Source organism: Pseudomonas botevensis (assembly GCF_019145475.1).
Lineage (GTDB): Bacteria > Pseudomonadota > Gammaproteobacteria > Pseudomonadales > Pseudomonadaceae > Aquipseudomonas > Aquipseudomonas botevensis.
On the sequence record NZ_JAHTKI010000008.1, the window covers coordinates 50619 to 68640 of the forward strand.

Sequence of the window (18022 nt, forward strand, 5' to 3'; positions counted from 1 at the left end):
TACGCAGCGTCTTAAATGCTCTAATCGCCCATCGCGCCTTACAGAAGAATCGTTTCTCCCATGGATATCAAACAGCTCTGGCTCAACGCCCAAGACCTCTGGGGTGCCCTCGAACAGCACCCGTTACTGCAAGCCGGCCTGGCGCTGATCCTGCTTCTGGTGATCGCGCTGGTACTCGGACGAGTGGCGCGCTACCTGATCCTTCACGTCAGCCGCATCCTCGGCCGCCAGCCGGCGCTGCACTGGATCAACGACTTTCGCCATAACAAAGTGTTTCAGCGCCTGGCGCAGATCACCCCGTCGCTGGTGATCCAGTTCGGCCTGCATCTGGTGCCGGAGCTGAGCAAGACCGCGACGGTGTTTCTCGGCAACGTCGCGCTGGCATTCACCATTCTGTTCCTGATGCTCTCGGTCAGCGCCCTGCTCAACGCCATGCTCGACATCTACGCGCGCACCGAACACGCGCGCACCCGCTCGATCAAGGGCTACGTGCAACTGGCGAAAATGGTGCTGTATGTGTTCGGCGCGATCATCATCGTCGCCACGTTGATCGACCGCTCGCCGCTGTTGCTGCTGTCGGGTCTGGGTGCGATGTCGGCGGTGATCCTGTTGGTCTACAAGGACACCCTGCTGTCGTTCGTCGCCAGCGTGCAGTTGACCAGCAACGACATGCTGCGGGTCGGCGACTGGATCGAAATGCCCCAGGTCGGTGCCGACGGCGACGTGGTGGACATCACCCTGCACACGGTCAAGGTGCAGAACTTCGACAAGACCATCGTCTCGATCCCGACCTGGCGTCTGATGTCCGAGTCGTTCAGAAACTGGCGCGGCATGCAGCAATCCGGCGGGCGGCGGATCAAGCGCAGCCTGTTCATCGACGCCAGCGGCGTGCGCTTCATTCGCGACGATGAAGAAGCGAAGCTGTCCCAGGTCCATCTGCTGACCGACTACATGACCCGCAAGAAAGCCGAACTCAAGGCGTGGAACGAAGCCCAGGGCAATGTCGCGATGTCGGCCAACCGCCGGCGCATGACCAACATCGGCACCTTCCGCGCCTATGCGCTGGCGTATCTGAAGAGCCACGCCGAGGTGCAGCCGAACATGACCTGCATGGTGCGCCAGATGCAAACCACCGCCCAGGGCATCCCGCTGGAAATCTACTGCTTCACCCGCACCACGGTGTGGGCCGACTACGAGCGGATCCAGGGGGATATCTTCGATTACCTGCTGGCGGTGCTGCCGGAGTTTGGGTTGAGCCTGTACCAGCAGCCGAGTGGCGGGGATTTGCGTTCCGGGTTGCTGCCGGCGGTGTTGGGTTCGGCGCATATTCCTGAACCCGAGAAACACCTGATGTAACAGCAGAAAACCTGTGGGAGCGGGTTTGCTCGCTCCCACAAGGGACTCTGGCAGCCCATGGATCAGCGAACCGCCAGCGGCTGGCGAATCCCTAAACGGCTGATCCACACCGCCGCCAGAATCACACTCCCGCCCAGCGCCAACCGCCCCAGATCCTCATTCAGGTTCCAGATCAACAGGTTCATCAGCAGCCCCACCGGCACATGCAGGTTGTTCATCACCGCCAGGGTGCCACCGTTGACCAGGCACGCGCCCTTGTTCCACCAGTACATGCCGAGCGCGGTCGAAACCAGCCCGAGGAACAACAGCACGGCCCATTGCAGCGGGGCTTCAGGCATGAAGTTGGCTTTGCCGAACAGCAGGAATGCCGGCAATACCACCGCCAGCGCACCGAGGAAGAAGAAACCGAAACGCCGGTAATGCGGCAAGTCGCTCGGGTGTCTGGCCACCAGATGCTTGTACATCACCTGGCCGGCGGCATAGGTGAAGTTGGCCAGTTGCAGCAGCAGGAAGCCCATGAAGAAATCCGGGGCGATGCGGTCGAAGCGGATGATTGCCGCCCCGGTCACGGCCACCAGCGCAGCCACCAGTGCCCAGGGGTTGAAACGCCGATTCAGCGCGTCTTCGATCAGGGTCACGTGCAGCGGCGTAAGGATGGTGAACAGCAGCACTTCCGGCACCGTCAGCACGCGGAAGCTCAGGTACAGGCAGACGTAGGTCACGCCGAACTGCAACGCGCCGATCAGCAACATGCCACGCATGAACGCCGGTTCCACCGAGCGCCAGCGGGTCAGCGGAATGAACACCAGCCCGGCCAGCACCACCCGCACCAGCACCGCGAAGTAGCTGTCGACATGCCCGGCCAGGTATTCGCCGATCAGGTTGAAGGAAAACGCCTGGATCAGCGTGACAAACAGTAGATAGCCCATGGTCGCCTCGAATTCGAATGGCGGCGACGATAACGGGTTTTGCCTGCTTTGTGGGAGCGCGAGTCCGCGTGATACAGATAAATCGCAGGCAAAAAAAAGCCCGATCTCGCTAAAGCGTTCAATCGGGCTACAGCACTCAGGAGCACAAGTGCAAAGGGAGGTTCGATGCGCGTAGAGCCTTGAAGGGGTTGCGCCAGGTCACTAGACCATCCAGCGATTATCTGGCGATTAACGGATCAGGCGACCTGGGCCAGTCGGGCGTTGGCCAGGTTCAGACCCTTCTCCTGGAAGTCGCCGCCCAGGTTCATGCCTTCGGCATGGATGAAGGTCACGTCGTGGATGCCGATGAAACCCATCACCTGACGCAGGTACGGTTCCTGATGGTCAGCCGGGCCGCCGGCATAGACGCCACCGCGAGCGGTCAGGACGAAAGCGCGCTTGCCGCTGAGCAGGCCTTGCGGGCCGGTTTCGGTGTACTTGAAGGTCACGCCGGCACGCAGCACATGGTCGAGCCAGGCCTTGAGGGTGCTGGGGATCGCGAAGTTGTACATCGGCGCCGCCATCACCAGTACGTCGGCGGCCAGCAATTCTTCAGTCAATTCGTTGGAGCGATCCAGCGACGCCTGTTCGCTGGCGCTGCGCTGTTCGGCGGGCTTCATCCAGCCACCCAGCAGGTTGATGTCCAGATGCGGCACCGGGTTCACGGCGACGTCACGCACGGTGATCTGATCGGCCGGGTGTGCAGCTTTCCACTGGCTGATGAAAGTCTGGGTCAGTTGACGGGAAACCGAGTCTTGCTGGCGAGCGCTGCTTTCGATGATCAGAACGCGGGACATGGTGTGTAGCCTCCATCCGAGAGTGTTGTAAGTCGATGGAGTGAAGGTTAAACAGAGTCATATCGATGAAAAAGCGCAAATAATTGCTGCAAAACATCGAATAATTCGTTTAGATGCAACCCATACCCCGTGAGAGCAGGCTCCCACGGGGCGCATCAGTCTATTTTGGGGTGCAACTGAGCTTGATACGCAGCTTGATGATGGTGCGGGTGAACTTGGCGGTGGCGTTCTTGTGCTTGCCTGCCGCGACGTCGATGTTGCGGGTACGCGGTGCTTCCGGCCCGTTGGTGAACACCACCTTGCAGGTCGCATCGACATCGCCGTAGTTGTTGACCTGAATGGAGCCGATGTCGTTATCGGTGTCGAAGGCGTTGTAGTCGATCTTCAAGCCATTGAGGTCTTTTTCCACATCGATCGGGTAGGCGAACGCCGTCAGCGGAAGCAGCGCCAGCAACACACAACAGAATTTTTTCATTCGGCAGTCTCCATGGGGGACAGCCAGCTTAGGACAAGAGGAGCTATTGATGAAAGCGCCCCGCGTGACCCTGGATCAATGGCGAACGTTGCAGGCCGTGGTCGACCACGGCGGATTCGCCCAGGCCGCCGAGGCCCTGCACCGTTCGCAATCGTCGGTGAGCTACACCGTCGCCCGCATGCAGGACCAGCTCGGCGTGCCGTTGCTGCGTATCGACGGCCGCAAAGCGGTGCTGACCGAAGCCGGTGGTGTGCTGCTGCGCCGCTCCCGGCAGCTGGTGAAACAGGCCAGCCAACTGGAAGACCTCGCCCACCACATGGAGCAGGGCTGGGAAGCCGAAGTACGCCTGGTGGTGGATGCGGCCTACCCGAGCGCCCGCCTCGTCCGCGCGCTGACCGCGTTCATGCCGCAAAGCCGCGGCTGCCGCGTGCGTCTGCGCGAGGAAGTGCTGTCAGGGGTCGAAGAAGTGCTGCTCGAAGGCGTGGCCGATCTGGCGATCACCGGCTTCAGCATTCCCGGCTATCTCGGCACGGAAATGAGTGAAGTCGAGTTCGTCGCGGTCGCTCACCCTGAACATTCGCTGCATCGCTTGAATCGCGAACTGAGTTTCCAGGACCTGGAATCCCAGATGCAGGTGGTGATCCGCGACTCCGGCCGCCAGCAGCCACGGGATGTCGGCTGGCTCGGCGCCGAACAGCGCTGGACCGTCGGCAGCCTCGCCACTGCCGCGACGTTCGTCAGCAACGGCCTGGGCTTCGCCTGGCTGCCACGGCACTTGATCGAGCGGGAACTGAAGGAAGGCACGCTCAAGCTGCTACCGTTGGATCAGGGCGGCAGCCGCAACCCGAGTTTCTATCTGTATTCGAACAAGGACAAACCTTTGGGCCCGGCGACCCAGATCCTGATCGAACTGTTGCGTACCTTCGACACCCTGCCGCTGGACGCGCCATTCGCCGCCCCCGAGCAAGCCTGACACGGAGTTCACCGATGGCGTATTTCGAGCATGAAGGTTGCAACCTGCACTACGAGGAATATGGCCACGGCACGCCGTTGCTGCTGGTTCACGGGCTCGGCTCGAGCACCCTGGACTGGGAAATGCAGATCCCGGCGCTGGCCGCGCAGTACCGGGTGATTGTCCCGGACATTCGCGGTCACGGGCGCTCGGACAAGCCCCGCGAGCGCTACAGCATCGCCGGATTCAGCGCCGACCTGCAGGCCCTGCTCGATCACCTGAACCTCGGGCCGGTGCATTACGTGGGTTTGTCCATGGGCGGCATGATCGGCTTTCAGCTCGCCGTCGATCAGCCGAATCTGCTCAGGACGCTGACCATCGTCAACAGCGCGCCAGAAGTCAAAGTGCGCAGCCGCGACGATTACTGGCAATGGTTCAAACGCTGGAGCCTGATGCGTCTGCTCAGCCTCGAAACCATCGGCAAGGCGCTGGGCAGTAAATTGTTCCCTAAACCGGAACAGGCCGATCTGCGCAGGAAGATGGCTGAACGCTGGGCAAAAAACGACAAACGTGCTTATCTCGCCAGCTTCGATGCCATCGTTGGCTGGGGAGTTCAGGAACGACTTTCCAGGGTCACCTGTCCAACGCTCGTCATCAGCGCCGACCGTGACTACACGCCGGTTGCGCTGAAAGAAACCTATGTAAGACTGATGTCGAATGCGCGGCTGGTGGTGATCGCCGATTCGCGCCACGCCACCCCGCTCGATCAACCCGAACGCTTCAATCAAACGCTGCTGGAGTTTCTCGCCGCAGCCGATATTCATCCTCAGGATCACTGACCCATGCTGAAAAAAATCGCCCTCGCCGCCGGCTCCGTGCTGTTCGCCGCCAACCTGATGGCTGCGACCCCGGAAAAGGCGCCACACGTAGAGCTGGTGACCACTAACGGCACCATCGAGATCGAACTGGACCCGGTCAAGGCACCGATCAGTACCAAGAACTTCCTTGAGTACGTCGACAGCGGCTTCTACAACAACACGATTTTCCACCGCGTGATTCCGGGCTTCATGGCCCAGGGCGGCGGTTTCACCCAGCAGATGCAGCAGAAAGACACCAAGGCACCGATCAAGAACGAAGCCAGCAACGGCCTGCATAACGTTCGTGGCACCCTGTCGATGGCGCGCACTTCCGACCCGAACTCGGCCACCAGCCAGTTCTTCATCAACGTGGCCGACAACGCCTTCCTCGATCCGGGCCGTGACGCCGGTTACGCGGTGTTCGCCAAGGTGACCAAGGGCATGGACGTGGTCGACATCATCGTCAACTCGCAGACCACCACCAAACAAGGCATGCAAAACGTGCCCGTCGACCCTGTGATCATCAAGTCGGCCAAGCGCATCGACTAAGCTGTACAGGGCGTATCGAGCGGCGTTGGCCTGACGCCACGCCGCTCACACTGATAAAGGGAGAGCCCCTGACCGGGCGGTTATCTGATGCTCTATCGTCGTTTTGAACAACTGATCGACATATTCCGCGACGCGCCGACGGCAGCCCCGCCCGATCGCGTCCTGCCCTTCTATACCTATTACCTGAAGCAGGTCTGGCCGAGCTTTCTCGCCCTGCTGATCGTCGGCCTGTTCGGGGCGCTGATCGAAGTCGCGCTGTTCAGTTACCTGAGCCGCATCATCGACCTGGCCCAGGGCACGCCGAACGTTGATTTCTTCAAGGAGCACGGCGTCGAGCTGGCCTGGATGGCGGTGGTTGCGCTGTTGCTGCGGCCGTTGTTCCTGGCGCTGCACGACATGCTCGTCCACCAGACCCTGAGCCCGAGCATGACCAGCCTGATTCGCTGGCAGAACCACAGCTACGTGCTCAAGCAGAGCCTGAACTTCTTCCAGAACGACTTCGCCGGACGCATCGCCCAGCGCATCATGCAGACTGGCAACTCGCTGCGCGATTCCGCCGTGCAGGCCGTGGATGCGTTGTGGCATGTGCTGATCTATGCGATCAGTTCGCTGGTGCTGTTCGCCGAGGCCGACTGGCGCCTGATGATCCCGCTGCTGACGTGGATCGCCGCCTACATCGGCGCGCTCTACTACTTCGTGCCACGGGTCAAGAGTCGTTCGGTGGAAGCCTCCGACGCGCGCTCGAAACTGATGGGACGGATCGTCGACGGCTACACCAACATTGCCACGCTGAAGCTGTTCGCCCACACCAACTTCGAGCAGCACTACGCCCGCGAGGCGATCCAGGAACAGACCGAAAAAGCCCAACTGGCCGGCCGCGTGGTCACCAGCATGGACGTGGTGATCACCACCATGAACGGCCTGTTGATCGTCGGCACCACCGGGCTGGCCCTGTGGCTGTGGACGCAATCGCTGATCAGCGTCGGCGCGATTGCCCTGGCGACCGGCCTGGTGATCCGCATCGTCAACATGTCCGGCTGGATCATGTGGGTGGTCACCGGCATCTTCGAAAACATCGGCATGGTGCAGGACGGCCTGCAGACCATCTCGCAACCGGTCAGCGTCACCGACCGGGAACAGGCCCAACCGCTGGCGGTGGCCCGTGGCGAAGTGCGTTTCGAACACGTGGATTTTCACTACGGCAAGAAGAAAGGCATCATCGGCGACCTCAACCTGAACATCAGGCCGGGAGAAAAAATCGGCCTGATCGGCCCGTCCGGCGCCGGCAAATCGACCTTGGTCAATCTGCTGTTGCGTCTGTACGACGTCGAGGGCGGGCGGATTCTGATCGACGGGCAGAACATCGCCGAAGTCGGCCAGGAAAGCCTGCGCGCGCGGATCGGCATGATTACCCAGGACACCTCGCTGCTGCACCGTTCGATCCGCGACAACCTGCTCTACGGCAAACCTGACGCCACCGACGCCGAACTCTGGGACGCGGTACACAAGGCCCGTGCCGACGAGTTCATTCCGCTGTTGTCGGACGCCGAGGGCCGCACCGGGTTCGACGCCCATGTCGGCGAGCGCGGGGTGAAGCTGTCCGGTGGTCAACGCCAGCGCATTGCGATTGCCCGGGTGTTGCTCAAGGACGCGCCGATCCTGATCATGGACGAGGCGACATCGGCGCTGGACTCGGAAGTCGAAGCGGCAATCCAGGAAAGCCTCGAAACCCTGATGCAGGGCAAGACCGTGATCGCCATCGCCCACCGTCTCTCGACCATCGCCCGCATGGATCGGCTGGTGGTGCTGGAAAACGGCAAGATCGCCGAGAGCGGCACCCACGCCGAACTGCTGGCCCATCGCGGCCTGTACGCGCGGTTGTGGGCGCACCAGACCGGGGGCTTCGTCGGGATCGATTGATCTTGTGTACCCCGTGGGAGCAGGTCCGTTCCCACAAACAACCTCGAAAACCGCCAGAGCCCGCCAACCACGGGCGCTGGCGGTTTTTTACGGGCGCTGGAAATCCGCGCAAACCCTGCTGTACTCAGCCAAGGTTCCGGAACGGGACCTGTCGTAAGACTGCAAGGAAGCACAACGCGATTCAGTCTCGATAGCAGGACTATCAAGGACACGCTCATGTCTCTGTTCAAACGTTCAGTCACTGAGTTGTTGGGTACATTCTGGTTGGTGTTGGGTGGTTGCGGCAGCGCAGTACTGGCCGCGTCTTCGCCGCTGGGAATCGGCGTGCTGGGGGTAGCCCTGGCATTTGGTCTGACGGTGCTGACCATGGCGTTCGCCATCGGCCACATCAGCGGATGTCACCTGAACCCGGCCGTCTCGGTCGGTCTGTTCGTCGGCGGCCGGTTCCCGGCCAACGAGTTGCCCGCCTACATCATCGCCCAGGTGCTGGGCGGGATTCTCGCCGCAGCGCTGCTGTACTACATCGCCAGCGGCAAGGAAGGCTTCGACATCGCCAACGGCCTGGCCTCCAACGGCTACGGCGAGCATTCTCCCGGCAAATACTCGATGGCCGCCGGGTTTGTCACTGAACTGGTGATGACGGCGATGTTCGTGGTGATCATCCTCGGCGCCACCGACAAACGCGCCCCACCGGGGCTGGCACCGATCGCCATCGGTCTGGCCCTGACGCTGATCCACTTGATTTCGATCCCCGTCACCAACACCTCGGTCAACCCGGCCCGCAGTACGGGACCGGCGCTGATGGTGGGTGGCTGGGCGATTGCGCAGTTGTGGATGTTCTGGGTCGCGCCGCTGTTGGGCGCGGTGGTGGGTGGAGTGATCTATCGCGGGCTGGGCAGCGAAGACACTTGAGCCGCACGCCTAGACCCTCTGTGGGAGCCAGCCTGCTCCCACAGAGGGTCTAGGCTTGGCGATAGGGCAAGGCTGTCCGCGCCTCCTCGGCATAGGCCAGTACGCCGGCGCGCTCCTGGTGGAGGAAGTCCTTGACGGCAGCCTTCAGGCCCGGATGACGCAGGTAATGCCACGAGTGGGTAATCACCGGCTCAAAGCCGCGAATCAGCTTGTGCTCGCCCTGGGCACCGGCATCGAAACGCTGAATTCCCTGGGCAATCGCATAGTCCATGCCCTGATAGAAACAGGTTTCGAAATGCAGCCGGTCAAACTCGGCCAGGCAACCCCAGTAACGTCCGTAGAAACTGTCGCCACCGACCAGGCTGAAGGCCATCGCCACCGGCCGTGAACCCTGTCTGGCCAGCACCACGCGAATGGCTTCGGGCATGCGCTCGGCCAGCAGACTGAAAAACTCCCGCGTCAGGTACGGCGCCTGGCGACGCACCGCGTAGGTATTGGCGTAGCAGGCGTAGACAAAATCCCACTGCGCCTCGTCCAGCTCCCGGCCCTCCAGCCATTCGAAGTCGAACCCCTGCCCCGCCACTTGCTCGCGCTCCTTGCGCATCTGTTTGCGCTTGCGCGAACTGAGGACGTCGAGAAAGTCCTGAAAGTCGCGATAACCGCGATTGTGCCAGTGGTACTGACAGCCAATGCGTTGCAGCCAGCCTGGCTGTTCAGCCATGGCGGCGTCGGTGAAGGGGTCGGTGAAATTGACGTGGGCGCTGGAGAGTTCTTCGATTTCCAGGTAACCCGGCAGGCTCTTGAGCAGTTCGAAGCCGTCCTCGACATTGGCGGCCAACAGCCGTGGACCGCTGACCGGACTGAACGGCACCGCGACCAACAGTTTGGGGTAGTAATCGATCCCGGCACGGGCGCAGGCGTCGGCCCAGCCATGATCGAACACGTATTCGCCGTAAGAGTGCCATTTGCGATAGGCAGGCAGGGCCGCGAGCAGCCGATCGTCTTCGACATGCAGCAAATGCTCCGCTTGCCAGCCGGTATGCGGGCCGACGCTGCCGCTGTCTTCCAGGGACGCGAGAAAAGCATGGCGCAGGAACGGCTGGTTTTCCGGGACCAGGGCGTCCCATGTCGCCGGGGCAATTTCCGACAGGTTTTGCAGGCGTTGCAACGGCATCAACGAGCTCTCCACATCTTGGCTTCAAAGCCCCGCGAGTATCGCCTATCGCCATCCTTTGCACACGAGCATTTGCCCGACAGCGCTCTAGCTCAATAGTTCAGGACGATCTTCTAACGTCATCAACCTGCCATCACCGTGCCACTGCTCTGTCATAAACCATCGCGATACTGGCGCCTGTTTTTAGAGCGCCGGGTTCTACCCGGACATTGTTTTCCGACCTTCAACCGTCGGTTGTGCCCGGGGTGGTTCGGCCATCCCTCTCATCTTCGGAGATTGCTATGCGTCTTGCTTCCACGAAAACTGCGGCGGCCCTGTGCGGTGGCCTGTTGCTGGCCATGAGTGTTCCGGCCAGTGCCGCAGTCGACGCCAAACTGCTCGACATGCTCAAGGCTAACGGTTCGATTTCCCAGGCGCAGTATGTAGAACTGCAAGCTGAACTGGCCAAGGATCAGAAGGCTCAGCAAATTGCCCAGCAGGCTCAGCAAGAGACCAACGAACAGGTCGCTGCAGTCGCGAAAAAGACCAACGAGCAAAGCGTTTTCGACCAGAAACTGGCCTGGGCCGCCAAGACCCAATTCAAGGGTGACGTGCGCATCCGCCAGGAAACGGTCAAGATCGATGGCGAAGCCAACAACGGTGGTCGTGACAAGGATCGCCAGCGCATCCGCGCCCGCCTCGGCGCCTACACCGAAATCAACCCGCAAGTGGACACCGGTATCCGGATCGCCACCGGCGGCGGCGACGATGCCCGTTCGACCAACCAGGACATGGACAACTACTTCGACAAGAAGCAGATCTGGCTGGACCTGGGTTACATCGACTACCACCCGGACGCAATCAAGAACCTGCACATCATTGGCGGCAAGATGATGCAGCCGTGGGTGAGCATGGGCGACGTGATCTGGGATAGCGACATCAACCCGGAAGGTCTGGCCGTCACCTACAAGTACCCGCTGGGCAGCAGCGCCGAACTGTTCGGCAGCCTGGGTAACTACACCCTCAAGGACAACGTCGACGGCGAAGGCGTGCAGTTCCGTCACGACCTGCGTCTGACCGCTGGCCAGTTGGGCAGCCGTTTCGCGATCACCGACAACCTGAAACTGACCCTGGGCGGCAGCGTCTACGCCTACCAGAACGACGAAGACAGCCGTTGCACCGGCACCTCGACGCCGTGCGCTCTGGCAGTCAACGGCAACTCGGCCAACAACGAGTTCCGTCTGTACGAAGGCTTCAGCCAGGTCGACATCGGCGGCCTGCCAATGCCTCTGTCGTTCTACGGTCAGTACGTGAAGAACAACGATGCCGTCACCGATCAGGACACTGCCTGGCTGGTCGGCGCCAAGTCGAAAGTCTTCGGCCTGAACCTGGACTACAACTATCGTGACGTGCAGCGCAATGCCGTGGTCGGCGCCTTCACCGACTCCGACTTCGCCAACGGCACCACCGGTTCCCGTGGTCACAAGTTCAAGGTCGGCTATGACATCGACAAGAACTTCGCCATCGGTGCCACTTACTTCCTGACCAAGGCTGACTTCTCCAGCCGTACCCAGCGCGATGCAGACACCAACACCCTGCAGCTGGACGCGGAAGCGAAGTTCTAAGCAACACGGCAACAGATCTCAGGCGCTGCGCTTCTCATCCGGGTGCATCGCTTGAGGTGTTTCAATAGTCTGGCGCGGCTGCGGCGGTCCCCATCATCCGTCCGCCGCAGCCGCGCCAGGCTTCATTTCCTAGGGACTGTCGTCCCGCCGCTGCGCCGCCAGGCGCGCCGCCAGCTCATCGACATCATCCGATGGTCGTTCCGGCATCGCTCGCAACGTCGCCTGCATCAGCCGCATCTGACGAATGAAACGCCGGCAATTGGGGCAGAACAACAGGTGATGGCGCACCATCAGCTTCTCGCGAAAGCTCAATTGGCCGTCGAGATAATCGCTGGATCGTGCCACTTGCTCCTTGCAGGTCAACATTCTCCGGTCTCCTCAAAATGTTCCACGGTCGCGAAGACCTTCAGACGTGCCCGATGCAGCAGCACGCGGACATTGGAGAGCGAGATCTCCAGAAGATTACAGATCTCTTCCAGCTCCAGGCCCTGACGCTCGCGCAACAGCAGTACGCTGCTTTGCAGCTCCGACAGGCTCAGCAGCGTGTGCTCCAGGCATTCGCGCAGTTCGCTTTCGGTCAGCAAGGCTTCGGGCGTGTCCTGGTGCCAGGCAAACGGCGCAACCAGCCAGTGGCCGTCGCCGGGGGAAAAGCGGTCGTCATCGATGGTGCCGTGGGGCGATGGCAGGTCATCGAGCAGCACTTCGCGGCGATTGAGCCTGTACCGGCCCTTGGCCGAGTTGGCGGTGATGGTCAGCAGCCAGGTCTTGAGGCTGGAGCGGCCTTCGAAGCTGCCGATATGGCGCACCACCGACAACCAGGCGTCCTGTACCACCTCCTCGACATGCCGCTGACCGACAATGGCATACGCCACCGCGCGCATCGCACTCTGATAAGTGGTGACCAGTTCCTTGAAAGCCTTTTGCTCACCTGCCAGCAAGCGCGCAAGCAGTTGGGTGTCGTCAGCCGCCATCCATCAATCCCCTTGTCCCGACTCCGAAAATAATAACGGCAGGATCTCTCCTGCCGCCACTTCCGAAAATTACAGCGTTCGCGCCGATCCGGATGTAGGAAAGGTCAGCGCGATTAAGAGGAAATGAAGCCGTCTCTTAACGCTTGCGCAAGATCACGCTGCCGATCGAATAACCGGCACCGAACGAACTCAGCACCGCCAGCGAACCGGCCGCCAGGTCGTCCTGGTTTTTGTGGAAGGCAATCACCGAGCCGGCGGAGCTGGTGTTGGCGTAAGTGTCGAGGATCACCGGGGCTTCTTCTGCGGTGGCCTCGCGGCCCAGCAGCTTGCGCACGATCAGGTGATTCATGCTCAGGTTGGCCTGGTGCAGCCAGAAACGCTTCACGTCGCCAACGTTGAGCTGGTTCTCTTGCAGATGCTCACCGATCAGCTCGGCGACCATAGGGCAAACGTCCTTGAACACCTTGCGGCCTTCCTGCACGAACAGCTTGTCGCGGGCGCCGATGCCCTCTTCCGCCGCGCGGTTGAGGAAGCCGAAGTTGTTGCGGATGTTGTTGGAGAACTTGGTCAGCAGCTTGGTGCTGACCACGTCGAACTGGTACTGGGAGGTGGCGAGGTCGGCGCGCTCGATGACCACGGCCGTGGCGGCATCACCAAAGATGAAGTGGCTGTCGCGATCACGGAAGTTCAGGTGACCGGTGCAGACTTCCGGGTTGACCATCAGGATCGCCCGGGCCTGGCCCAGTTGCACGCTGTTGGCGGCGGCCTGAATCCCGAAGGTCGCCGACGAGCAGGCGACGTTCATGTCGAAGCCGAACCCCTGGATGCCCAGTGCTTCCTGGACTTCGATGGCGATGGCCGGGTAGGCACGTTGCAGGTTGGAGCAGGCGACGATCACGCCATCGATGTCGGCGGCCGTCTTGCCGGCGCGCTGCAGGGCTTGTTCGGCAGCACCGATCGCCATCTGGCAGAGCACCGACCATTCGTCGTTGGAACGCTCCGGCAGGCGTGGCGCCATGCGCTGCGGGTCGAGAATGCCTTCCTTGTCCATGACAAAGCGGCTCTTGATCCCGGAGGCCTTTTCAATGAAGGCGGCGCTGGATTCGGTCAGGGCCTCGATTTCGCCACGGGCAATGGCGTCGGCGTTGTCGGCATTGAACTGCGCGACGTAGGTATTGAAAGACTGCACCAGCTCTTCGTTGGAGATGCTGTTGGCCGGGGTAAACAGGCCGGTGCCGCTGATGACGACGTTATGCATGGTCGTTTCTCTAATCTGTTCAGGCAGAAAGCGCTGGCACCGACGTACCAACACACAAAGGGTCTATTCCCATCCCGGGGACGCAAATCCGGCATCGCTCTGCGCCGTTTTGTGACCGGGCCGAGGGCTCTGGGTCGCGAAAGCGGCGTTTATGGTCGCGAAGTTTGCCATAAACCCGAGGTTTTGGCCCCATTCTCAAGCACACCGCCCCCACACGGGGGCGTACAAGCCTCAAGCCTCGACCTGGCTCCACTGCTTGCTCAGACGCTTGTCGGAGATCGGCGCCTTGGTGCCCAACTGCTGGGCGAACAGGGAAACCCGGTATTCCTCTAGCCACCAGCGGTACAACTCGAGTTGCGGATCGCGTTTGCCTTCCTGGGCGTGTTTGGCCGCGCGCGTCTGGTATTGCGTCCAGAGGCCGGCCAGTTCGCCGCTCCAGACCCGATCTTTCTGCACCTGGGCTGCGAGTTTTTCGAAACGCTGCTCGACCGCTTTCAGGTAACGCGGCAGCTCCTTGAGCCAGACCATCGGCGTTTCCCGGACAAAGCCCGGATAGACCAGTTGGCTGAGCTGCTGCTTGATGTCATTCAGCGCCACGGCCTGGGCCAGATCGATCTTGCCCTTGAAGCGTTTTTGCAGGCCGTGCCAGAGCTTGAGGATCTCCAGCGTCAGGCGCGCGACGCGGTCGGCGTGTTCGGACCAACTGCCACGCTTGCGCTCGGCCAGCGACGCCAGACCGGCGCCATCGCGAGGCAGCGGATCTTCACCCTCGAGGATGCAGCTATCGAGGCTGGCCAGCAGAATGTCTTCGACCAGCGCATCGACGCGGCCCAGCTCACGGTAGAGCAAGCCCAGCTCAGTCAGCCCCGGCAACTTGCCGCGCAGAAATCTGGCCGGCTCGGCCAATTGCTGCAAGAGCAGACGCTGCAATGCGCGACGGTGCTGGAACTCGGCTTCGGCCGGGGTCGAGAAACGCCCTTCCTTGACCGTGCCGCCCTCTTCCACCAGCGCCGGATAGACCGTCATCGACAGGCCGGCAATCTTCTGTTGAGTCTTTTGCGCCACCGCAGCGAAGACCTTGGCCTCCACCGGTTGCTGGCTTTTCGCGCTCTGCGGCACGGCCAATGCCGCCTGGCTGGCTTCGGCGAAACGCGCGGTCAGTTCGGCCAGATCGCGCCCTTCGCCCAGGAACTTGCCCTGGCCGTCGACGATTTCCAGGTTCATCCGCAGATGCCCCTCGACCTGCTGCGCCGCTTCCGCCCACGCCTCATCACTGACCCGCGCACCGGTCATGCGCAACAGTTCACGGCCCAGCGTCTGCGGCAACGAGCCTTCGGCGAAGGTCATGCGCTGCAACGCGGCTTTGACGAAGTCCGGCACCGGCACGAAGTTCTTGCGCAGCGCCTTGGGCAGATTGCGCACCAGCGCGATGCACTTGGCCTCGATCAGTCCCGGAACCAGCCATTCCAGACGCTCCGGCGGCAGCATCGGCAACAGTGGTGCCGGCACACGCAGGGTCACGCCATCGCGCGGGTGATTGGGCTCGAAGTGATAAGTGAGCGCCAGCTCCAGATCGCCGATGTGCAGAGTGTCCGGGTAATCCCGCGCGGTGACTTCGCTGGCCTCGCGGGCCAGCACGTCCTCTTCGCGCATGATCAGCAACTGCGGATTCTTCTGGCTGTTGACCCGATACCAACTGTCGAAGGTCGCGGTCTGGTGAATCTCCGCCGGCAACCGCGCATCGTAGAAGGCGTACAGGGTTTCCTCGTCGGCCAGAATGTCGCGACGGCGGGCCTTGGCTTCCAGTTCGTCGAGTTGCTCCAGCAGTTGCTTGTTGGCGCTCAGGCACTTGGCCCGGGACTGAATCTCGCCGCGCACCAGGCCTTCGCGGATGAACAGCTCGCGGGAAACCACTGGGTCCACGGGGCCGTAATGCACCGGCCGGCGACCGACCACGATCAGTCCGAACAGCGTGATCTGCTCGAACGCCACGACCTGGCCACGCTTCTTTTCCCAGTGCGGTTCAAAATGGTTTTTCTTGATCAGATGCCCGGCCAACGGCTCGATCCAGTCGGCATCGATCTTCGCCACCATTCGCGCGTAGAGCTTGGTGGTTTCCACCAGTTCGGCGGTCATCACCCATTGCGGACGCTTGCGACCGATCCCGGATGACGGGTGAATCCAGAAGCGCCGCTGGCGGGCGCCGAGGTAATCGCCGTCCTCGGTTTTCTGGCCGATCTGGCTGAGCAGGCCGACCAGCACCGCCTTGTGCAGCTTCGGATAATCCGCCGGCTCTTTATTGACGCTCAGTTGCAGGTCGCGGCAGATCAGCGCCAACTGCCGATGGGAGTCGCGCCACTCGCGCAAACGCAGGTAGTTGAGGAAATTCTTGCGGCACCAGTTGCGCAGCGGATTGGCGGTCAGCGCCTGACGCTGCTCTTCGAAACCACGCCACAGATTGACCAGCGCGGCGAAGTCGGAATCGGCGTCCTTCCATTGCGCGTGGGCCTGATCCGCCGCTTGCTGACGCTCCGGCGGACGCTCGCGCGGATCCTGGATCGACATGGCGCTGGCGACGATCAGCACTTCCTGGAGGCTGCCGAGCTTCGCCGCTTCGAGCAGCATCCGGCCCATGCGCGGGTCCACCGGCAGGCGCGCCAACTGGCGGCCGAGCGGCGTCAGCTGACTGTTGCGGTCCACCGCCGAGAGCTCTTGCAGCAGGTTGAAACCGTCGCTGATCGCCTTGCCGTCCGGCGGCTCGATAAACGGGAACGCGGTGATTTCACCGAGGCGCAGATGGAGCATCTGCAAAATGACAGCCGCGAGGTTGGTGCGCAGGATTTCCGGATCGGTGAATTCCGGGCGGGCGAGGAAATCTTCCTCGCTGTACAGACGAATGCAAATGCCCGGCTCGACCCGCCCGCAGCGACCTTTGCGCTGGTTGGCGCTGGCCTGGGAAACCGCTTCGATCGGCAGGCGCTGCACCTTGGCGCGATAGCTGTAGCGGCTGATGCGCGCGGTGCCGCTGTCGATCACGTAGCGGATGCCCGGCACGGTCAGCGAGGTTTCGGCGACGTTGGTCGCCAGCACCACGCGCCGGCCCGGGTGGGACTGGAAAATCTTCTGCTGCTCGGCCGGCGTCAGACGCGCGTACAGCGGCAGGATTTCCGTGTGCTTGAGCTGGGCCTTGCGCAGCATGTCGGCCGCATCGCGAATCTCGCGCTCGCCGGGCAGGAACACCAGCACATCGCCAGGGCTGCGGCGTTCGCTGCGCTCATAAGCGGCGATTTCATCGAGGCTGGCGAGGATCGCCTGATCCACCGTCAGGTCATCCTCGACGCGGTTGCCTTCCTCGTCCTGCTCCAGGGTCAGCGGGCGATACCAGGTGTCCACCGGGAAGGTGCGACCGGACACTTCGACAATCGGCGCATCGTCGAAGTGTCTGGAGAAACGCTCCAGATCGATGGTCGCCGAGGTGATGATGACTTTCAGGTCCGGACGACGCGGCAGCAGGGTCTTCAGGTAGCCGAGCAGGAAGTCGATGTTGAGGCTGCGTTCGTGGGCTTCGTCGACGATGATCGTGTCGTAGCGTTCGAGGTAGCGGTCGTTCTGGGTTTCCGCCAGCAGGATGCCGTCGGTCATCAGTTTGATCAGGGTGTTGGCATCGCTCTGGTCCTCGAACCGCACCTGATAGCCGACCAGCGAGCCAAGCGGCGTACCGAGTTCTTCGGCGACCCGGCTGGCGACGCTGCGCGCCGCGATCCGGCGTGGCTGGGTGTGGCCGATCAGGCCATGCTGACCGCGACCGATTTCCAGACAGATTTTCGGCAACTGCGTGGTTTTGCCCGAGCCGGTTTCACCGGCAATGATCAGGACCTGATGCTTCTCCAGCGCCTTCTTGATCTCGTCACGCTTGGCCGCGATCGGCAGGCTGTCGTCGTAACGGATCACCGGCAGGCTGGCCTTGCGCGCCAGCACCTGATCGCAGGACGCCTGCATCCGCGCGACCCACTGGGCCAGTTTGGCCTCGTCGGGTTTCTTGCGCAGCTCAAGCAACTGCCGCCGCAACCGGTGCCGGTCGGCGAGCATGGCGTGATCGAGGTTTTTCAGCAGTTTGTCGATGGTGGGCGATTCGTCGGTCATCGGGTACGCAATTCAGTCGTCTAGTGGCGCAAGGGGGCGATTGTCGCAGATTTGGCGGATTTGTGGCGGGTCAGGGGGAATGCAGC

15 protein-coding genes are annotated in these 18022 nt (G+C 61.9%); 7 read left to right on the forward strand and 8 right to left on the reverse strand.

Annotated features, from left to right (window positions below):
- Positions 1-60: 60 nt before the first annotated feature.
- Positions 61-1356: a mechanosensitive ion channel family protein gene (locus KVQ74_RS12295; protein WP_217831351.1), complete on the forward strand. Its 1296-nt coding sequence runs from the start codon at positions 61-63 to the stop codon at positions 1354-1356.
- 62 nt (positions 1357-1418) lie between these two features.
- Here the strand turns inward: KVQ74_RS12295 and KVQ74_RS12300 are convergent, their stop codons facing one another.
- The 3 genes from KVQ74_RS12300 to KVQ74_RS12310 all read right to left on the reverse strand — a co-directional run bounded on the left by KVQ74_RS12300 (position 1419) and on the right by KVQ74_RS12310 (position 3596).
- The gene (locus KVQ74_RS12300) at positions 1419-2285 is read right to left on the reverse strand and encodes a DMT family transporter (protein WP_217831352.1); all 867 of its coding nucleotides are present in this window, start codon (positions 2283-2285) and stop codon (positions 1419-1421) included.
- Between the two features lie 236 nt (positions 2286-2521).
- Positions 2522-3121, reverse strand: coding sequence for an FMN-dependent NADH-azoreductase (locus KVQ74_RS12305; protein ID WP_217831353.1), 600 nt, complete (start codon positions 3119-3121; stop codon positions 2522-2524).
- A 160-nt stretch (positions 3122-3281) separates the two neighbouring features.
- Positions 3282-3596 carry a 3-phosphoglycerate kinase gene (locus tag KVQ74_RS12310; RefSeq protein WP_217831354.1) on the reverse strand — a complete coding sequence of 105 codons (315 nt, stop codon included), beginning with the start codon at positions 3594-3596 and terminating at the stop codon, positions 3282-3284.
- Positions 3597-3645: 49 nt separating this feature from the next.
- Between KVQ74_RS12310 and KVQ74_RS12315 the strand changes: the two genes are divergently transcribed.
- The 5 genes from KVQ74_RS12315 (at position 3646) to aqpZ (ending at position 8786) form a co-directional block, all read left to right on the forward strand.
- On the forward strand, positions 3646-4569 hold the full coding sequence (locus tag KVQ74_RS12315) for a LysR family transcriptional regulator (protein ID WP_217831355.1): 924 nt from the start codon (positions 3646-3648) through the stop codon (positions 4567-4569).
- A gap of 14 nt (positions 4570-4583) precedes the next feature.
- Complete coding sequence (locus tag KVQ74_RS12320; RefSeq protein ID WP_217831356.1) at positions 4584-5387, forward strand: alpha/beta fold hydrolase; 804 nt, start codon at positions 4584-4586, stop codon at positions 5385-5387.
- Between the two features lie 3 nt (positions 5388-5390).
- Positions 5391-5954, forward strand: a complete 564-nt coding sequence (locus tag KVQ74_RS12325) for a peptidylprolyl isomerase (protein ID WP_217831357.1) — start codon at positions 5391-5393, stop codon at positions 5952-5954.
- Positions 5955-6041: 87 nt separating this feature from the next.
- Positions 6042-7874: an ABC transporter ATP-binding protein gene (locus KVQ74_RS12330; RefSeq protein WP_217831358.1), complete on the forward strand. Its 1833-nt coding sequence runs from the start codon at positions 6042-6044 to the stop codon at positions 7872-7874.
- Positions 7875-8090: 216 nt separating this feature from the next.
- The gene (gene aqpZ / locus KVQ74_RS12335) at positions 8091-8786 is read left to right on the forward strand and encodes an aquaporin Z (protein ID WP_217831359.1); all 696 of its coding nucleotides are present in this window, start codon (positions 8091-8093) and stop codon (positions 8784-8786) included.
- Positions 8787-8835: 49 nt separating this feature from the next.
- On the opposite strand, the gene KVQ74_RS12340 is transcribed toward aqpZ, so the two are convergent.
- Positions 8836-9960, reverse strand: coding sequence for a GNAT family N-acetyltransferase (locus tag KVQ74_RS12340; protein ID WP_217831360.1), 1125 nt, complete (start codon positions 9958-9960; stop codon positions 8836-8838).
- 281 nt (positions 9961-10241) lie between these two features.
- On the opposite strand from KVQ74_RS12340, the gene KVQ74_RS12345 reads away from it, so the two are divergent.
- Positions 10242-11564, forward strand: a complete 1323-nt coding sequence (locus tag KVQ74_RS12345; protein ID WP_217831361.1) for a putative porin — start codon at positions 10242-10244, stop codon at positions 11562-11564.
- 129 nt (positions 11565-11693) lie between these two features.
- Here KVQ74_RS12345 and KVQ74_RS12350 read toward each other — a convergent pair whose 3' ends face one another.
- From KVQ74_RS12350 to hrpA, 4 genes are all read right to left on the reverse strand, one after another.
- Complete coding sequence (locus tag KVQ74_RS12350) at positions 11694-11930, reverse strand: anti-sigma factor family protein (protein WP_217831362.1); 237 nt, start codon at positions 11928-11930, stop codon at positions 11694-11696.
- Positions 11924-12535: an RNA polymerase sigma factor gene (locus tag KVQ74_RS12355; RefSeq protein ID WP_217831363.1), complete on the reverse strand. Its 612-nt coding sequence runs from the start codon at positions 12533-12535 to the stop codon at positions 11924-11926. Before KVQ74_RS12355 ends, KVQ74_RS12350 begins: the two co-directional genes overlap by 7 nt.
- A gap of 136 nt (positions 12536-12671) precedes the next feature.
- Positions 12672-13793: a beta-ketoacyl-ACP synthase III gene (locus tag KVQ74_RS12360; RefSeq protein WP_217831364.1), complete on the reverse strand. Its 1122-nt coding sequence runs from the start codon at positions 13791-13793 to the stop codon at positions 12672-12674.
- A 231-nt stretch (positions 13794-14024) separates the two neighbouring features.
- Positions 14025-17936, reverse strand: coding sequence for an ATP-dependent RNA helicase HrpA (gene hrpA, locus KVQ74_RS12365; RefSeq protein WP_217831365.1), 3912 nt, complete (start codon positions 17934-17936; stop codon positions 14025-14027).
- Positions 17937-18022: the final 86 nt, after the last annotated feature.

What these genes read in the sequence shown, in the direction of transcription:
- KVQ74_RS12295 (WP_217831351.1), top strand. Translation starts at nt 61, where the DNA reads ATGGATATCAAACAGCTCTGGCTCAACGCCCAAGACCTCTGGGGTGCC.
- KVQ74_RS12300 (WP_217831352.1), bottom strand. Translation starts at nt 2,285, where the DNA reads ATGGGCTATCTACTGTTTGTCACGCTGATCCAGGCGTTTTCCTTCAAC.
- KVQ74_RS12305 (WP_217831353.1), bottom strand. Translation starts at nt 3,121, where the DNA reads ATGTCCCGCGTTCTGATCATCGAAAGCAGCGCTCGCCAGCAAGACTCG.
- KVQ74_RS12310 (WP_217831354.1), bottom strand. Translation starts at nt 3,596, where the DNA reads ATGAAAAAATTCTGTTGTGTGTTGCTGGCGCTGCTTCCGCTGACGGCG.
- KVQ74_RS12315 (WP_217831355.1), top strand. Translation starts at nt 3,646, where the DNA reads ATGAAAGCGCCCCGCGTGACCCTGGATCAATGGCGAACGTTGCAGGCC.
- KVQ74_RS12320 (WP_217831356.1), top strand. Translation starts at nt 4,584, where the DNA reads ATGGCGTATTTCGAGCATGAAGGTTGCAACCTGCACTACGAGGAATAT.
- KVQ74_RS12325 (WP_217831357.1), top strand. Translation starts at nt 5,391, where the DNA reads ATGCTGAAAAAAATCGCCCTCGCCGCCGGCTCCGTGCTGTTCGCCGCC.
- KVQ74_RS12330 (WP_217831358.1), top strand. Translation starts at nt 6,042, where the DNA reads ATGCTCTATCGTCGTTTTGAACAACTGATCGACATATTCCGCGACGCG.
- aqpZ (WP_217831359.1), top strand. Translation starts at nt 8,091, where the DNA reads ATGTCTCTGTTCAAACGTTCAGTCACTGAGTTGTTGGGTACATTCTGG.
- KVQ74_RS12340 (WP_217831360.1), bottom strand. Translation starts at nt 9,960, where the DNA reads ATGCCGTTGCAACGCCTGCAAAACCTGTCGGAAATTGCCCCGGCGACA.
- KVQ74_RS12345 (WP_217831361.1), top strand. Translation starts at nt 10,242, where the DNA reads ATGCGTCTTGCTTCCACGAAAACTGCGGCGGCCCTGTGCGGTGGCCTG.
- KVQ74_RS12350 (WP_217831362.1), bottom strand. Translation starts at nt 11,930, where the DNA reads ATGTTGACCTGCAAGGAGCAAGTGGCACGATCCAGCGATTATCTCGAC.
- KVQ74_RS12355 (WP_217831363.1), bottom strand. Translation starts at nt 12,535, where the DNA reads ATGGCGGCTGACGACACCCAACTGCTTGCGCGCTTGCTGGCAGGTGAG.
- KVQ74_RS12360 (WP_217831364.1), bottom strand. Translation starts at nt 13,793, where the DNA reads ATGCATAACGTCGTCATCAGCGGCACCGGCCTGTTTACCCCGGCCAAC.
- hrpA (WP_217831365.1), bottom strand. Translation starts at nt 17,936, where the DNA reads ATGACCGACGAATCGCCCACCATCGACAAACTGCTGAAAAACCTCGAT.